15 protein-coding genes are annotated in these 14,710 nt (G+C 69.8%); 7 read left to right on the forward strand and 8 right to left on the reverse strand.

All coding sequences use genetic code 11. The features are described from left to right. Nucleotides 1–294: 294 nt before the first annotated feature. Both D7X30_RS24135 and D7X30_RS24140 read left to right on the forward strand, forming a co-directional pair. On the forward strand, nt 295–1,497 hold the full coding sequence (locus tag D7X30_RS24135; RefSeq protein WP_370051592.1) for a DUF2380 domain-containing protein: 1,203 nt from the start codon (nt 295–297) through the stop codon (nt 1,495–1,497). Further along, a complete protein-coding gene (locus D7X30_RS24140; protein WP_120565312.1) occupies nt 1,494–1,961 on the forward strand; it encodes an NUDIX hydrolase in 468 nt (155 codons plus the stop codon). The genes D7X30_RS24135 and D7X30_RS24140 overlap by 4 nt, the downstream gene beginning before the upstream one ends. 42 nt (nt 1,962–2,003) lie before the next feature. On the opposite strand, the gene D7X30_RS24145 is transcribed toward D7X30_RS24140, so the two are convergent. Next, nucleotides 2,004–2,861, reverse strand: a complete 858-nt coding sequence (locus D7X30_RS24145; protein WP_120565313.1) for an SDR family oxidoreductase — start codon at nt 2,859–2,861, stop codon at nt 2,004–2,006. A 109-nt stretch (nt 2,862–2,970) separates the two neighbouring features. Here D7X30_RS24145 and D7X30_RS24150 point away from each other — a divergent pair, with 109 nt between their 5' ends. The 3 genes from D7X30_RS24150 to D7X30_RS24160 all read left to right on the forward strand — a co-directional run bounded on the left by D7X30_RS24150 (nt 2,971) and on the right by D7X30_RS24160 (nt 5,454). Next, nucleotides 2,971–3,381 carry a helix-turn-helix domain-containing protein gene (locus D7X30_RS24150; RefSeq protein WP_014400500.1) on the forward strand — a complete coding sequence of 137 codons (411 nt, stop codon included), beginning with the start codon at nt 2,971–2,973 and terminating at the stop codon, nt 3,379–3,381. Nucleotides 3,382–3,464: 83 nt separating this feature from the next. Continuing rightward, complete coding sequence (locus D7X30_RS24155) at nt 3,465–4,664, forward strand: GNAT family N-acetyltransferase (RefSeq protein ID WP_120565314.1); 1,200 nt, start codon at nt 3,465–3,467, stop codon at nt 4,662–4,664. Between the two features lie 94 nt (nt 4,665–4,758). Beyond that, a complete protein-coding gene (locus D7X30_RS24160) occupies nt 4,759–5,454 on the forward strand; it encodes a suppressor of fused domain protein (RefSeq protein WP_120565315.1) in 696 nt (231 codons plus the stop codon). On the opposite strand, the gene D7X30_RS24165 is transcribed toward D7X30_RS24160, so the two are convergent. Next, the gene (locus D7X30_RS24165; protein ID WP_120565316.1) at nt 5,420–7,462 is read right to left on the reverse strand and encodes an ATP-binding protein; all 2,043 of its coding nucleotides are present in this window, start codon (nt 7,460–7,462) and stop codon (nt 5,420–5,422) included. The two genes, D7X30_RS24160 and D7X30_RS24165, sit on opposite strands and share 35 nt — an antisense overlap. Nucleotides 7,463–7,659: 197 nt before the next feature. Between D7X30_RS24165 and D7X30_RS24170 the strand changes: the two genes are divergently transcribed. Further along, nucleotides 7,660–8,730: a dipeptide epimerase gene (locus tag D7X30_RS24170; RefSeq protein WP_120565317.1), complete on the forward strand. Its 1,071-nt coding sequence runs from the start codon at nt 7,660–7,662 to the stop codon at nt 8,728–8,730. A gap of 6 nt (nt 8,731–8,736) precedes the next feature. On the opposite strand, the gene D7X30_RS24175 is transcribed toward D7X30_RS24170, so the two are convergent. Beyond that, nucleotides 8,737–9,921, reverse strand: coding sequence for a S41 family peptidase (locus D7X30_RS24175; RefSeq protein WP_120565318.1), 1,185 nt, complete (start codon nt 9,919–9,921; stop codon nt 8,737–8,739). Nucleotides 9,922–10,043: 122 nt separating this feature from the next. On the opposite strand from D7X30_RS24175, the gene D7X30_RS24180 reads away from it, so the two are divergent. Beyond that, on the forward strand, nt 10,044–10,673 hold the full coding sequence (locus D7X30_RS24180) for a LuxR C-terminal-related transcriptional regulator (RefSeq protein WP_120565319.1): 630 nt from the start codon (nt 10,044–10,046) through the stop codon (nt 10,671–10,673). Between the two features lie 4 nt (nt 10,674–10,677). On the opposite strand, the gene D7X30_RS24185 is transcribed toward D7X30_RS24180, so the two are convergent. The 5 genes from D7X30_RS24185 to D7X30_RS24205 are packed head-to-tail and all read right to left on the reverse strand — an operon-like array spanning nt 10,678 to nt 14,703. Then, nucleotides 10,678–11,967 carry a M48 family metallopeptidase gene (locus tag D7X30_RS24185; protein WP_120565320.1) on the reverse strand — a complete coding sequence of 430 codons (1,290 nt, stop codon included), beginning with the start codon at nt 11,965–11,967 and terminating at the stop codon, nt 10,678–10,680. 60 nt (nt 11,968–12,027) lie between these two features. Continuing rightward, nucleotides 12,028–13,317: a hypothetical protein gene (locus tag D7X30_RS24190; RefSeq protein ID WP_120565321.1), complete on the reverse strand. Its 1,290-nt coding sequence runs from the start codon at nt 13,315–13,317 to the stop codon at nt 12,028–12,030. A 20-nt stretch (nt 13,318–13,337) separates the two neighbouring features. Next, nucleotides 13,338–13,763, reverse strand: coding sequence for a type II toxin-antitoxin system death-on-curing family toxin (locus D7X30_RS24195; RefSeq protein ID WP_120565322.1), 426 nt, complete (start codon nt 13,761–13,763; stop codon nt 13,338–13,340). Continuing rightward, nucleotides 13,760–14,065, reverse strand: a complete 306-nt coding sequence (locus D7X30_RS24200) for a hypothetical protein (protein ID WP_120565323.1) — start codon at nt 14,063–14,065, stop codon at nt 13,760–13,762. Before D7X30_RS24200 ends, D7X30_RS24195 begins: the two co-directional genes overlap by 4 nt. Then, a complete protein-coding gene (locus D7X30_RS24205) occupies nt 14,062–14,703 on the reverse strand; it encodes a hypothetical protein (RefSeq protein WP_199724537.1) in 642 nt (213 codons plus the stop codon). Before D7X30_RS24205 ends, D7X30_RS24200 begins: the two co-directional genes overlap by 4 nt. Between the last annotated feature and the right edge of the window lie 7 nt (nt 14,704–14,710).

Here is a 14,710-nt window from a genome sequence, read left to right on the forward strand (position 1 = left end):
ATGGCCACGGGATGCGCCTCCGTGTCGCAGGCGCCTGGGCGTGGCCGAAGCTTGAGCTACGCGCCGCGTGAGGCCCGCTCGCCCGCGTGGGAGGATGTTCCGAACGATGAGCCCCCGCGCGCCTGGGACTCCGTCCCACGCGCCTTCTCCGGGTCTGAGCAGCGGCTCCTGCGTCGCCAGCCGCCGCGTGACGACGTGACAGCAGTGGGAGTCGGCAGCAGAAAGGGCGCTGTTGGGGGCGGGGCCCGGAGCGCTGCATCGACGCGTCAGGCAGTCCTCGACGCCACGGACGAAGTGAAAGGCTCCCTGCGCGGCGTCGAGGCCGCGTTCACCAAGCTGGCGGCCCGTCCTCCAGACCCTTGGGGCTGGAGCCTCACCGGCGTCTTCACGCGTTACCTCGACCAGGGCTCCAACCAGGTGACGTGGCTTCATGACGCGCTGGGGAGCGCCACCGCGTTGACGGATGCGGCCTCGGAGGTTGGCGACACGGACATGGAGCTGGGCCTCCTGCGTCTGACAGGGCCGAAGCTCCAGGCGGCTCAATTCGGGACACTCCTGCTGGCCACATGGGTGGACGTCCTCCACCTCGCGGACGCCGTGCTTCGCAATTGCCCGATGTGCAGCGTCGAGAAGCTCTTCACGGACCTGCATCGCGTGCAGGGGCTGATGGAGCCCACGCTGACGGACCTGGCTTCACTGGACCCGGAGCGCGTGGAGGCGGCGACGACCGCGATGCCCGAGTTGATGGGGAAGCTGACCCGCGAGTTCGACACGCTCCAGCGAGAGACTCGCGCGACCATGAAGTTCGGCGGGCAGGTCATCGCGGCGATGCAGGCGGTGGAGATGGTCACCATGATTTCCACGATGAGGCTGTCCCTGCCACGCGTGCCGCCCTCGGCTCCGGCGACGCTTGGCGTGGGCCTCGTGATGAGCTCGGGTGGAGTCATGGTGGGCTCGCGGATGGTGGTCTCCGCCGAGTGGGTGGCGATGATGCGAAGGCTCGTGCAGGCGGGCGTCATCTCCGTTCCCGCCGTCAGCGCGGCCGTCCTCATTCAGGGTGGACAGGTCATGATGGCCCAGGCGCATCAGGACCTGCCCAAGGGTGTACGCGACGCGCTGGGGGACAGCCCGGAAGTGCGCGGCATGCAGGTGACGGGCAGAGCGGGGGCGGGCATGGCGGACGCTCCGAAGCACCATGTGCTGCCGCAAGAGCACCGCGAGTGGTTCGAGCAGCGCGGCTTCAAGGACGACATGGACATCGACCAGTTTTGCGTCCGGTTGGAGCAGGCCCACCACGAGGCGATTCACGGTGGGGGAAACTGGAAGCTGGGGCGCATGTGGCCCGGTGAGTGGAACCGGATGATGATGGAGGTACTGTTCAAAGCCGAGATGAAGGCCGGCCGAAAATTGATGCGGAATGAGATCTTGAAGGAAGTCGCGATGCGTATGCGGGACTACAGAATCCCGATGAGCTTCACCTCCGGAAGAAGCCGATGAGTGGCGGAGAAGCCTGGCGGGGCAACATCAAGGCGCGCTTGTACGAGAGGGCTCGTGAACGGGGCTTTGACTCCCTCATCGCTTTTGCCGAAGCACGCCCTGCTGTCCCGCTATACGCGCTGGCCGACGAGCTTGGCAGCGACGTTGCTGCCGTGCAGGTCCTAAGCGGCTTGCTGTACGAGGCGCAGCAACGCAAGCAAGTCACGCGTTTGGTTCGTGACGTCCTCGTGCGCGAGTTGGCCGAGAGGTTCCCAAATGGTTGGCCGGGGGCGCTGGACGACGTAAGCCGAGGAGAGGTGGCCCTGGGGCTCGGGACGTGGTTCGCCTACACCCCAGAAACGCACAAGGAGCGCGTGGACCGGGCCGGCGATGCGCTCCTCGCCCATCCTCCACCACCCGGCTGGCAACCGCTCGGGCCCGACGACGAACTTCTCCGCACGCTTCTACCCGACGAGGAAGCCTGACCCGCGAGGTGACCTCGCGGGCCAGAGGGCGCCGCCCAAAACTCAGCCCTGCTTCAGCGCCGCGCCAATGGCGTTCCCGAACGGCGCCGTGGGCCGGCCAATGAGCCGGCTCAGCGTGCGGCTCGTGTCGTTCAGCTCCCCGCGCGACAGGCCCGCGTCCGCGTCCGCCAGCGTGTCCGCGAAGGGCTTGGGCACGCCCACCTGCTGGAGCGCCGCGGAGAACTCCGCCACCGGCAGGTCCACGTACTTCACCGGCTTGCCCGACTGGCGCGACAGCTCCGCCACGTACTCCGGCAGCGTGAAGCTCGCGTCCCCCGCCAGCTCGTACACCTGGTTCTCGTGGCCCGTGCCCGTCAGCACCGCCACCGCCGCGTCCGCGTACTCCTGACGCGTCGCCGTGGCCACCCGGCCCTCCTTCGCGCTGCCCTGCACCACGCCGTACTGAAGCGCCGGCCCCACGTGCTCCGTGTAGTTCTCCACGTACCAGCCGTTGCGCAGGAACACGTACGGGATGCCCGACGCGCGGATGGCCTCCTCCGTCGCCTTGTGCTCCCCCGCCAGCGACAGGCCGCTCTTGTCCGCGAACAGGATGCTCGTGTAGGCCAGCAACTTCACGCCCGCCTTCTTCGCCGCTTCAATCACCACCGAGTGCTGCGGGAAGCGCTTCCCCACCTCGTTCGCGGAGATGAGCAGCACCGTGTCCCCCTTCCCGAACGCCCCGTTCAGCGTCTCCGGGCGGTCGTAGTCCACCTTGCGCACCTGCACGCCGCGCGCGGCCCAGGCCTTCGCCTTGTCCGGATTACGCACCGCCACCACCACCTGGTCCGCCGGCACCTTCTTCAGCAACCCCTCCACGACGAACTGGCCCAGCTTCCCCGTCGCTCCCGTGACCACGAACATGGCTTTTGCCCTTTCCTTCCCGCGCTCCAGGCGCGAAATCGAACTGGGGCTTACCGTAACGGGGGTACTCACTTTTCGTAAGTACGCACCTCATGGTAAGTGTCCCATCATGAAGGCAAGCAAGGGCAGTCCATTGCTGGAGAAGGTGAAGCAGCGCGGGGACCTGTACGCGGCGGCGTGTCCCTCGCGCGGCGTCCTGGAGCACGTCACCAGCCAGTGGGGCGTGCTGGTGCTCGTCGCGCTCAAGGAGGAAGGCACCCACCGCTTCAGCGAGCTGCGCCGCAAGGTGGGCGGGGTGAGCGAGAAGATGCTCGCCCAGACGCTCCAGGCCCTGGAACAGGACGGCTTCGTGCACCGGGAAGCCCACCCCGTGATTCCCCCCCACGTGGACTACAGCCTCACGCCCCTGGGCGAAGAGGTGGCCGTCCACGTGGAGGCGCTGACCACCTGGATCGAGGACAACGTGGCCCGCGTGATGAGCGCCCGGACCAAGGCGCCGCCCCGCAAGAAGGCCTCCTGAGCGGCCCCGGGCCCCCTCGCCCGGATGCCCTCCAGCGGGACGAACGGGAGCGAAGGGAACAGGCCCGCGTTAAGACTGCTCCCGTGCCCGCCGACACCCCGCTCAAGGTCCGCATTCTCGATGCCATCCGCGATGTCCCGGCCGCCCAATGGGATGCCCTGGTCGCCGACGGCGCGCCCCCCTTCGTGCGCCACGCGTGGCTGTCCGCCATGGAGGAGAGCGGCAGCGCCACCGAGGACACCGGCTGGGCCCCGCACCACCTGACACTGTGGCGGGGCAAGAAGCTGGTCGCCGCCGCGCCCGCCTACCTCAAGTTCCACAGCATGGGCGAGTACATCTACGACTTCGGCTGGGCCAACGCCGCCGCCCAGCTGGGCGTGGAGTACTACCCGAAGCTGCTCGTGGGCGGCCCCCTGTCCCCCGCCACCGTGCCGCGCTTCCTTACCGCCCCCGGAGAAGACGCCGCGCTTCTGCGCCGAGCGCTCCTCCAGGCCGCCGTGGAGACCGCGCAGGCGCAGGACTGCTCCGGCGTGCACGTGCTCTACCCCACGGATGAAGAGGCGGACTTCCTGGAGGATGCCGGGCTCGCGCGCCGGATTACCCTCCAGTTCCATTGGAAGAACCCGGGCTACCAGGGCTACGAAGACTACCTGGCCCGCTTCGACTCCAAGCGCCGCAACCAGCTCAAGCGCGAGCGCGCCGCCGCGGCCACGCAGGGCATCCAGGTGCGCACCGTGCGCGGCGCGGACCTGACGCAAGAGCACGCCCAACGCGCCTATACCTTCTACACGTCCACCTGCGAGCGCCACGCCTGGGGCCAGGTGCAGCTCACCCCGGGCTTCTTCGAGCGCGTCTTCCGCGACCTGCCCGACGCCGTGGAGATGGTGGAGGCGGTGAAGGACGGGCAGGTCATCGCCGGGGCCTTCAACCTGGCCACTCCGGAGCGGCTCTACGGCCGCTACTGGGGCTGCACGGAGGAGCACCCCTTCCTGCACTTCAACGTCTGCCTGTATCACTCCGTGGACGACTGCATCCGCTCGGGCCGCAAGGTCTTCGAGCCCGGCGCCGGCGGCGAACACAAGGTGTCTCGCGGCTTCGAGCCCACCGCCGTGCACAGCGCCCACCTGATTTTCGACAAACGCCTGGACAAGGCCGTGCGGAGCTTCCTGCGCATGGAGCACGCGCGGCTGGCACCCGCCGTGGAAGAGGCGGAGCGCATCTGCGGCCTCAAACCGTGGGGAACCCCTGGGTCAACCGGAGCCAGAGGGTCCACCGGAACCTGAAAACCTGAACGTCTGTCCGCCAGCCCACCGGCCGGTGGGCATCCGCGCTCGGTTCAAGTTGTGAAATCGGGGTGAACCTCTAGAGTCCGCCCTCATGAAAGTCCCGGAGACAGAGGAAGACTTCATCCAGTGGTACGAAGACTGCTGGGCGGACCGCGACGAGGTGGAGTACCCCAAGCTGTTCGGCGCCATCCGTGAGGAGGTAGACCTCCTGGAGGGCACCGGCGTGCTGGAGGGGTGGCTGGAGAGCGAGCTGGCCCAGGGCACGGAGATGGATCCGAACTGGCTGCCCATGGGCGTGCGCGTGGCGCCTCCCAGTCCGGAGCACCCGTACTGGACCTACGTGACCAGCGGCCTGTCCAACCCCTTCACGGTGGCCCCCGGCGAGGACCTGGCGGACGACGCCAGGAGCGGCCTGGGCTACGAGATGGTCATCCACACGCCCGAGGAGGAGCGCTGGCCGGTGCTGCGCCTCCTGGACATGATGGCCTACAACCTCGTGTGCGCGCGGCTGTTCGCCATGGGCCACCGCTACCCGGTGGACGGCACGCTCACCGGCAGTGAAACGAAGCTCGCCGGCTTCGTGTTCGTGAAGGACGCCAACCGCCCCAGCCACTTCACCCTGCCCAGCGGCCAGGTGGAGCTGCTCACGCTGGTGGGCGTGACGAAGAACGAGATGGCCTTCGCGCGCTCCAACGGCATGGACAGCCTGCTGAAGCGGCTGGCCGACCCCGCGAACCCGAGCACCGCGTTCATCACCCGCCCGGAGCGCGACGAGGTGAAGCTGTAGCGCCCCCACTCTCGCCGCCGCGCTGACCGGCGCGCGGCGGCGAGGACTCCACCAGCGAGTGCAGGAGGCCCGGCTCGAAGGGCTTCTCGATGCGCGGCAGCGGCACGGCCTGGAGGAAGGCGCGGGCGCGCTCCGTGAAGCTGCCGCCCGTCATGAACACGAAGCGCGACAGGAGCTCCGGCCGGCGCCGCGACAGCTCCGCGTGCACGTCCATGCCGGTGAGGTCCGCCATCATCAGGTCGCAGAAGACGCGGTCGAAGGCGTCGTCCTGCTCCAGCAGCGCCAGCGCCTCCCGGCCGCTGTGCGCCACCACCACGTCATGCTGCCGGCCGAGGATGCGCCGGAGCACCGAGGTGAGCTGCGGCTCGTCGTCCACCACCAGCACGCGCTTGCGCAAGGGCCCGTCGTCCGTGCGCACCGCGGGGACGCCCGGGTGCACGATGGGCTCCGAGACGGGCAGCCGCACCTGGAAGGTGCTGCCCAGGCCGGGGATGCTGGTGGCCGTCAATTCGCCGTGCATGCTGCGCACGAGCCCCAGGCAGATGGACAGCCCCAGGCCGCTGCCCTCCCCCACGGGGCGCGTGGTGAAGAACGGCTCGAAGGCGCGCTGGAGCACCTCCGGCGTCATGCCCAGGCCGGTGTCGGACACCTCCGCCAGCACCCACGCGCCCTCGCGGCGGGTGGTGAGCGTCACGCTGTGCCGGTCGAAGGCGCCGGCGGGGATGGCGTGCGCGGCGTTGATGAGCAGGTGGAGGAACACCTGCCCCAGGCGCGCCTCGTGCGCCAGCGCGGGCGGCACCTGGCCGTAGTGGCGCTCCACCTGGGCGCGGCTTCGCAGGTGGGTCATCGCCATGGAGATGCCGAACTCCAGCGCCGTGTGCACGTCCACGGGCCCCAGGCGCAGCTCGTCCGCGCGGGCGAAGGTCTGCAGGTCGCGCACGATGACGCGGATCCGCTCCGCGCCCTCCTTCGCCTCGCGCAGCGCCTCCAGCGCCTCGCCCACCGCGTCCTGGAGCTCCGGGCGACGGGCGAGCGGCGTGAGCTGCTCCACCGCGAACTGGAGGTTGCCGGCGACGTAGGACAGGGGGTTGTTGATTTCGTGGCCCACGCCCGCGGCCAGCTGGCCCGCCATGGCCAGCTTCTCCGACTGCACCAGCCGCTCGCGCGCGGCCATCAGCTCGTGCGTGCGGCGCTGGGCCAGGGCCTCCGCCTCCAGGCGGCCGGAGTGCTCGCGGGTGAGCAGCGCGTCGCGCTCCGCCTGCACGCGCTTCTTGTCGGTGATGTCGCGCGCGTAGGTGGAGATGTTGCGGCCGCTGGACCAGGCGTGCACCTCGTGCCAGCGGTCCCTGCCGGTGCGCAGCTCGAAGAGGCGGTAGCTCTCCTCGGCGGCCACCTCGCGCATCGTGCGCTCGAACGGGGTGCCGCACAGCTCCGGGCACGCCTCCCATAGCACGCGGCGGAAGAGCTCCTCCTGGGGGCGGCCGGTGAGCGCGGCGGCGTTGCGGTTCACGTAGGTGAGGCGCCAGTCCGTGTCCACGGTGAAGAAGGCGTCCGGCATGCTCTCCAGCACGTCGCGCACCCAGTCCAGCGTCTCGCGCAGCCCCTCCTCCACCCGCTGGGCGCTGGTGATGTCACGGAGGCGTAACAGCACCCCGTCCCGCAGCGGCACCGCCGTGCCCTGCAGCAGCACCTCCCCTTCGGTGAAGTGGTCCGCGTGCGGCCGGCCGGACTCCACCACCTGGCGCAACAGGTCCAGGCGGCCGGCGATGCCCCCCTTCGCGGACACCTCGCCCAGGCGCCGGCCGCGCAGGTACTCCGGCCCCCGGCCCAGCGCACGCGCCGCGGCGGGGTTCGCCCACAGCCACTCGAAGTCCAGGATGGCGCCGCCCGGCGAGCGCACGGCGCGCAGCACCATGCACGCCTCGGGGTGCTCGCGCTCGGCCTCTTCCAACGCGGCCAGGAATGCATCCGGGAGCGGAAGGGCCACGGTCGTATCGGTCGCGGACATCCGGCTCCTCGCGGCCCAGGTACCGCCCAACCCCCGGGAAGCCCGCATGTCGCCACGAATCGCACGGCGGCTCAAGCCAGCCCCAGTCTTCGTATCTTTCTTAACCTTCTCGAATTACAGACACGTGAGAGTGAAAGCCGGAAGGAAAGGAAAGACTCCCCTCTGGACCGGAACGTCGGCCACACTCGTGCCTGCCCATGCGCCCTACCCTCATCACGCACGTCGCGTTCGAACCGCTGCACCTGTCCCTGACGGAGCCCTTCGCCATCGCCACCGGCGCGCAGTTGGCGGCGGAGAACGTGCTCGTGCGCGTGACGCTCGCGGACGGCACCGTGGGGTTGGGCGAGGCGGCGCCCTTCACCGCGGTAAGCGGAGAGACGCAGGTCAGCACGCTCGCTTCCTTGGAGCCGGTGCGCGAGCTGCTGGTGGGCCGCGACGCCCAGGAGTGGCGGCCGGCGTCGGAGGCGCTGGGGGATGCGCTGGCGCTGGCGCCGGCCGCGCGGTGTGGCGTGGAGATCGCGCTCCTGGACGCGCTCACGCGGCACCACCGCATCCCGATGTACGCCTTCTTCGGCGGGGCGGGGACGTCGCTGGACATCGACATGACGGTCACCGCCGGAGACGTGACGCACGCGGTGGCGTCGACGCGAGCCATCCTGGGGCGGGGCATCGACACGGTGAAGGTGAAGGTCGGCGCGCTGGACCCGGACGCGGACGCGGCGCGGCTCGTGGCCATCCACCAGGAGGCCCCGAAGGCGCGGCTCATCGCGGACGCGAACGGGGGCTATGACGTGGCGGAGGCGCTGGCGTTCCTCAAGGAGCTGGAGCGCGCGGAGGTGCCGCTGTCGCTGTTCGAGCAGCCGGTGGCCGACGTCGCGGGGCTCGCGGAGGTGACGCGCCGCTCGCGGGTCTCCGTGTGCGCGGACGAGTCGGCGCGCTCGGTGAAGGACGTGCTGCGGCTCATCCGTGAGAACGCGTGCCACGGCATCAACATCAAGACGATGAAGTGCGGGATGGTGGACGCGGTGACGATGTGGAGCCTCGCCCGAGCGGCGGGGCTGGAGCTGATGGTGGGCGGCATGGTGGAGAGCGTGCTCGCGATGACCGCGTCCGCGCACCTGGCGGCGGGGCTGGGCGGCTTCAGCTACGCGGACCTGGACACGCCGCTGTTCATCGCGAACCACCCGTTCCAGGGCGGCGGCCGGTACGAGGGCTCGCGGCTGACCCTGGACCCGGACGCGCTGGGGCACGGCGTCACGCTGCGCTGAAGGCCTTCAGCCCTTCACCTGGGAGGCGGCCACGTCCAGCGCCTTCTCCCTCTGCGGATCCGCGCCGGCCGCGTACGGCAGCGCGTCCGGGACCGCCACGTCCACGGGGACACCCACGCCCTCCAGCCGCTCGCCGTCCACGGTCACGTCCATGACGGCGAGGTAGAGCAGGTCCCCGTTGGACAGCTCCTGCGGCCCGCCGGCCAGCACCGCGCCCGCGGTCCGCTCGCCCACGAGCGTCGCCAGCCGGTGGCGCTTCATCGCGAAGGCCACCAGCTCCTTGCCGCTGCGCGAGTTGCCGTTGACGAGCAGCACCACCGGCTTGCGCCAGGACAGCGCGTAGGGACGCATCTTGCCATCGCGGCCGGTGTTGACGAGGAGGGAGACCTGGGGGTTGAAGAGGTTGATGAAGGCCGGGCTGCATCCGCCCCAGCCGTCGCGGAAGTCGATGACGAGCGCGTCCGCGTCCGCGAAGGTGTCCTGGAGCGCCTCCTCCAAGGCCTGCTGGTACTCGTCGCCCGCGCACGCATAGACGTGTTGGTAGGCGACGCGGCGGCCCTGGCGCTCCACGACCTGCCCACTGGCCTTCTGGACCGCGAGCCATTCCTTGCGCGGGTTCATGCGACGGGGCGTGACGGTGAGTGACAGGGGCGCGGCGCCCTTCACGCGCTCCACGGTGAGGCGCGTGGCCTTGCCCGCGCGGTTCGTGAAGGCGTGCCAGGGGTGGAAGGGCTTGCCCTCCACGGTGACGAGCCGGTCCCCGCGCAAGAGGCCCGCCTTCGCGCCGGGGCCGTCCGCGAAGACGTGGCGGACGAAGAAGCCTTCCGGAGTCTCCCGCACGTCCACGCCGATGCCGGTGGCCGCGATGTCCTCCTTCTTGAGGAAGGTCTGGAAGATGGAGGTCACCTCCGCGTGGCCGGGGCTCTCCTTCGGGTAGTAGGCCGTGTGGGAGGTCTTCAGCTCCGCGAGCGCCGCGTTCGTGCGCCGGGTGAAGTCCTCCACGTCCTTCGCGTCGGCGGCGTAGCCCTGGTGCGCATCGGCCCAGGCGGCGCCCTTCGCCGCGTCGACGTAGCGGGTGCGCACGAGGTTGACGATTTCATCGCCGCGCTTCGTGAAGGGGGACGTGGCGGCCTGGGCGCTCGCCACGAAGAGCAGCCCCGCCACCCACCACCGCGTCGTCCGAACCGTCATTGCGTACCCCTCCCGGGAGGACTTCACGATTCTTCACAGGGGCGCGGCCCAGAGGGAAGCAAAGGCGTCCTGCGCCGTGCGGTGTGGCGAACGCGGCGGGCGCGGTTAGGGATGAGGGGCTCATGTTGGATGCGCCCTCGTCATCGCCCAGGCTCGCGCTCGTGTCGGAGGACCCCCTGGCCCGGGGTGCGCTCGCACGGGCGCTGAGCGACCAAGCGGAGGCCTGGACGGTGGTGGCGGCGGGCACACAGGAGGAGCTGGAGGCAGCGCGGGGTGAGCCGCCCGACGTGGTGCTCTGGGACACGGGCCTGCGGCTGGAGGAAGGCGCGGCGCCGGACCTGGGCGCGCCGGTGCTGGCGCTGGTGGCGGACGAGGCGGCGGGGGAGTTGGCACTGGGCGCGGGCGCGAAGGGCCTGCTGTTCCGCGACGTGGCGCCGGGGATGCTGGGCGCCGCGCTGCACGCGGTCGCGCGAGGCCTCACGGTGTTCGAGCCGGGCCTGTCCCACGTGCGCGCCGCCCCCAGGAGCACGGCGCCCACGGGAGCCCCGGGCCCGGACACGCTGACGCCGCGCGAGCGCGAGGTGCTGGGGCTGCTGGCGGAGGGCCTGTCGAACAAGGCCATCGCGGACCGGCTGGCCATCAGCGAGCACACCGCCAAGTTTCATGTGAACGCGGTGCTGGCCAAGCTGGGCGTGCAGCGCCGCACGGAGGCGGTGGTGCGCGCGGCGCGGATGGGGCTGGTGACGCTCTAAGCGCTCAAGGTGCGAGGAACGATTCCGCGAGCCGCTGTTCGTCATACAGGCTCGCTTCCACCCACTCGCGCTGGAAGGTCGGGAGGGGCCACAGCTCGAACCGGAACTGGTCGAAGGTCATGACCGCGTGCTCGTCGCGTTTGACCTCCGCCGCCGCCCACGCGCGCCCGGCTTCGTCTCCCTTCAACTGGGCGCCCTGCTCCATCAACTCGGAGCCCTTCCAGACCTCCCAGGTCGTGGAGCCCTCCCGGAAGTGTCCGCCCAGCTTCCACAGCGCATGCCCTAGCCGGAGCCGCTCCTCGGGCGTCAGCCGCTCCTTCGTCACCTCCAGCCGTGACAGCAGCTGCCTGGGACCGTGCAGGAGCCGCGTCCCCATGGCCGCCCAGTAGAACGGCCAATCGGGATAGCGGACCCCTTGCGACTCCAGGCGCCACTGGGCGCTATCGCCCAGCCCGGCCATGCGCGTCGCCCGGTATTGGGGCAGCTCCGCGATCCGCTCCAGCTCCCGCAGTTCGTCCTGCGTGAGCGGCGCCTGCTCGGAGGTCTCGCCCAACAGCAGCAACAGCGGCAGGTCGGAATGGTCCGACCGGGAGGCCAGCGCCACCATCTCCGGCCGCAGGAGGTCCCGCCCCCGCTTGCGCGCCTGCGCCACCACACGCGGGCCGATGCTCCGGTGGAAGTATTCGAACGCGGCGAGCCTCAGGACCGGGTTCCGCAGTCCGGAGAGGTGGTCCATCATCCACTGTTCCTGCGCCTCGGACACCGAGCCCGTCAGCATGGCGATGAACCGGTCCTCCACGTCCTCGGTCCGTGCCCAGACGATGGCGACGACGTTCTGCATCTCCGGGACGAGCTCCGTGCGGTCGTCATGGTGGTGGAAGCTGGGACGTCCCGCGTCGAACCACGCCTGCCGCATGGCATCCAGCCAGCTCCCCTTCGGCTGAAGACGGCGCTGGTCGATGAGGGCCGCGAGCACGCGCGGCTCCGGGTCCCCGGGCGCCAGCTCATGCAAGCGCTCCACGGCGCGGGCCGCGGCATCCAGCTTTCCCGCCTCCAGGAACAGACACGCCCGGACGATCCACGCCGACCGGGACAGCGGCTCCTCCTCCAGGACTCCGTCGATCTCCGCGTGTGCCAGGTCCAGCTTCTTCGCCCAGGCGTGGTCCACCGCCCGCTGGAGCCGCGTGGCGACAGGTTCGCGCGGGGTGGCGGAGGATTTCGGCACGGACGCGCAGGCACAGAGCCACCCGCCCAGGAACAGCGACGCCAGGAATCGCGAGGGAGTCCGCTTCATCCCATCATCCTAGCGGGTCTCCAGACAGGCTCCGGCGGATGCTTGCCCGGTGATGGGTGCTCAAGGCGCGACGATGTTGCTCAAGAAAGCCCACTCGTTCTGGACCTGGGCCTGTAGCCACTCGCGCTGGAGCGTGGGCAGGGGCCAACTTCCACTCTGCATCTGCCGGGCGGATTGAAGGACCGGGCGCATCGACTCAAGGGCCTCGGCCAGTTGGGCGCGCATCATCTCGTTCCCCACCAGGACCGCGCCCTGCTCCATCATGCGCGTGCCCACGAAGCGCTCCAGCACTGTGTCCCCTGTCCGAATGCGCGCTCCCAACGTGAGCAACGCCTTCCCCAGTCGGTCCTGGTCCTCCGGGGTGAGCCGGTCCTTCGTCGCCGCGGCCCGTTGGGTGAGCACCGAGGAGGGATCCACGACCAGGTTCGCGACCGCCACCATGAAGGTCTTGTCGGCTCGCGAGGAAGCGCCCGTGGCCGCCAGGCGCCGCTCCGCATCCACATACAGCTGGGACAGCGGAGCGTTCCCATAGCGCTTCAAGCTGGCGATCCGATCCATCGCCACGATGTCCTCGTGGGTGAGCGGCGTCTCTTTCGAGACATCCGCCATCAACAGGAGCAGCGGGATGCGGGACTCGCTCGCCCCAGCGCCGTGCGCCTCGAGCTTGAGTCGCACCACCTCGCGCGCTTGTCGCCGTTGGTCCGCGGACAGTCCGTCGGCATGACTGAAATACTCGTGGGCGGAGAGGAGCAGATCCAGCTCCTTCATCTCGGACACATGCTCCACCAGCCACTGCTGCTGGGCCTCCGAGGCCTTGCCATCCGCCAGGACGGCAACGAGGCGCGACTCCACGGACTCGGTCCGAGCCCACACGTCGGAGACGGCATCCTTCGCGTCCATGACGACCTCCGGATACCAGCGGGTGTCCTCGAAGGAAGGGCGTCCCGCGATCTTCCACGCCTGGCTCAGCGCCTTGGTCCACCCGGGCTTGGGCGTCCGGCGCCGCTGCTCGACGAGCGCCACGAGCATGATGGCGTCCGGTTTGTCGGGGCCCGTCTCCAGGAAGCGGCTCGCGGTCCGGGCTGCCTCATCCTCGGCGCCCTGCTCCAGTTGCAGACAGGTCTGGACCATCAGCGCGCCAGGATGCTGGGGCGCCTCCTTGAGGATGGCGGCGAGCTGCGTCTGGGCCTGGGACAGCTGCCCCTCCCAGACCTGGTTCGCGGCCACATGGACCCGCGCGTCGATACGCTTCCGGATGGCCTCCTGTTCCTCCTCGGAACGCCGGCAGGCCGTGCTGGTGAGAAGCAGGCCCAGGGCCAGCAGGGAGCAACAACCACGAAGGGATGCCATGCCCACGGCCTATGCCGACCTCAAGCGCCGACGCGAAGCTCGCGCAGGTGTTCGACGACCCAGAGGTATACCGGCTCGACGTCCTTGAACTGGTTGTTGGAGATGGCCATCACCAGCGTCTCCGCTTCATCGATCGTAGCGTCCACCTCCAGGCCCATGCACGCCAGGGCCTCGCACATGGCGAGCCAGGAGATGCGCTTGTTCCCGTCCACGAAGACCTGCTTCGTCGCGATGTAGAAGAGCAGGTAGACGGCGAACATCAGCCCCGGGACCGCTTCCGGCGGGGCGCTGTACTCCTCCGCGGTCCAGGCCGCTCCCAGGGTCGCGCCAGGGCCCAGGGCATCACGGACCCCTCCCCTGCCGCCATGCGCGGCGATGCCCTTGGCCTGCAGCTCCTGGAGCCGGGTCAGGCCGCAGAACCGGTCATACGGCTGCGCGTCGCTCATTGGGCCAGCCTCCGCAGCAGTTCACTCCACTTCCGCAGGGCGTGCGCGTCACGCTCCTCCGCGCTTGGAACCGGCACGTCGGCGCCCTGCTCGCGAATCCAGACGAGCCGAGGGGTGGGTCCCATGACGACCATCGCGGAGACCTCTCGCAGGTGAGCGGCCTGCTCCACCTGCTCCGCCGTGGCGGTCACCGCGAGAGTCGCGCCCTCCCGCGGGGCAAGCTGGATCGTCGGCGTGTTCGACACGCCAGGGTCAATCCCCTCGACAGTGCCGTGAATCACTTCCAGGTGAGGCAGCATCATGACTTCTTCTTTCTGACCCCGGACCGAGACGCCCGCTTTCTCGGGGCAGGCGACGCTTCCGCACGAGCCAGGTCCATCTGGCTGCTGCCCGCGGACCACTGCCGGCCTTCGCGCGACTCCCACTCACGCACCGCGCGGGCCACGAGCGGAGCCTTGTCCTCCAGATAGTCCAGCGTCACACGCCGCCGCTCGTACTCCTCCAGCCACTGCCTCCGATACCGGACCACCCGCTCATCGTGGTCCAGCCCCAGGAGGCGCAACGTCTCAACCGCCCGCTCTCGCAGTTGCGGCGGGCAGCGTTCCGTGACCTGGAGTTGAAGCGATGGGAGTAGGAGCGCGAACCAACCATCCTCGATTTCGAAGGGATCCATCAGGCGCTCGGAGACAAGCGCCTGTTTACGGCTGTTGAGCCATCCGGCGGAGTACCGGAAGTTGGTCCATTCGTAGGCGAGCCGCCGATCTTCATCGAGGGGGATGAAGTGATCGACGGTCCCTGGCGCGCCCAGATACATCGCGGTGTAGGCACAGCGCTCGAAGAAGGCCTCCGCGAGTTGAGCATTGCAACGCCGCCAGTACGCGGGCGGCCGGCTGGGGGACTCCGGATTGCGGCGCAGCCACCCGCGTCCGGGCGTTCTCACCCTCGAG

The organism is Corallococcus sp. AB011P, from assembly GCF_003611605.1.
In the GTDB taxonomy this organism is placed as follows: Bacteria; Myxococcota; Myxococcia; order Myxococcales; family Myxococcaceae; genus Corallococcus; species Corallococcus coralloides.

What these genes read in the sequence shown, in the direction of transcription:
- D7X30_RS24140 (WP_120565312.1), top strand. Translation starts at nt 1,494, where the DNA reads ATGAGTGGCGGAGAAGCCTGGCGGGGCAACATCAAGGCGCGCTTGTAC.
- D7X30_RS24145 (WP_120565313.1), bottom strand. Translation starts at nt 2,861, where the DNA reads ATGTTCGTGGTCACGGGAGCGACGGGGAAGCTGGGCCAGTTCGTCGTG.
- D7X30_RS24150 (WP_014400500.1), top strand. Translation starts at nt 2,971, where the DNA reads ATGAAGGCAAGCAAGGGCAGTCCATTGCTGGAGAAGGTGAAGCAGCGC.
- D7X30_RS24160 (WP_120565315.1), top strand. Translation starts at nt 4,759, where the DNA reads ATGAAAGTCCCGGAGACAGAGGAAGACTTCATCCAGTGGTACGAAGAC.
- D7X30_RS24165 (WP_120565316.1), bottom strand. Translation starts at nt 7,462, where the DNA reads ATGTCCGCGACCGATACGACCGTGGCCCTTCCGCTCCCGGATGCATTC.
- D7X30_RS24170 (WP_120565317.1), top strand. Translation starts at nt 7,660, where the DNA reads ATGCGCCCTACCCTCATCACGCACGTCGCGTTCGAACCGCTGCACCTG.
- D7X30_RS24175 (WP_120565318.1), bottom strand. Translation starts at nt 9,921, where the DNA reads ATGACGGTTCGGACGACGCGGTGGTGGGTGGCGGGGCTGCTCTTCGTG.
- D7X30_RS24180 (WP_120565319.1), top strand. Translation starts at nt 10,044, where the DNA reads ATGTTGGATGCGCCCTCGTCATCGCCCAGGCTCGCGCTCGTGTCGGAG.
- D7X30_RS24185 (WP_120565320.1), bottom strand. Translation starts at nt 11,967, where the DNA reads ATGAAGCGGACTCCCTCGCGATTCCTGGCGTCGCTGTTCCTGGGCGGG.
- D7X30_RS24190 (WP_120565321.1), bottom strand. Translation starts at nt 13,317, where the DNA reads ATGGCATCCCTTCGTGGTTGTTGCTCCCTGCTGGCCCTGGGCCTGCTT.
- D7X30_RS24195 (WP_120565322.1), bottom strand. Translation starts at nt 13,763, where the DNA reads ATGAGCGACGCGCAGCCGTATGACCGGTTCTGCGGCCTGACCCGGCTC.
- D7X30_RS24200 (WP_120565323.1), bottom strand. Translation starts at nt 14,065, where the DNA reads ATGATGCTGCCTCACCTGGAAGTGATTCACGGCACTGTCGAGGGGATT.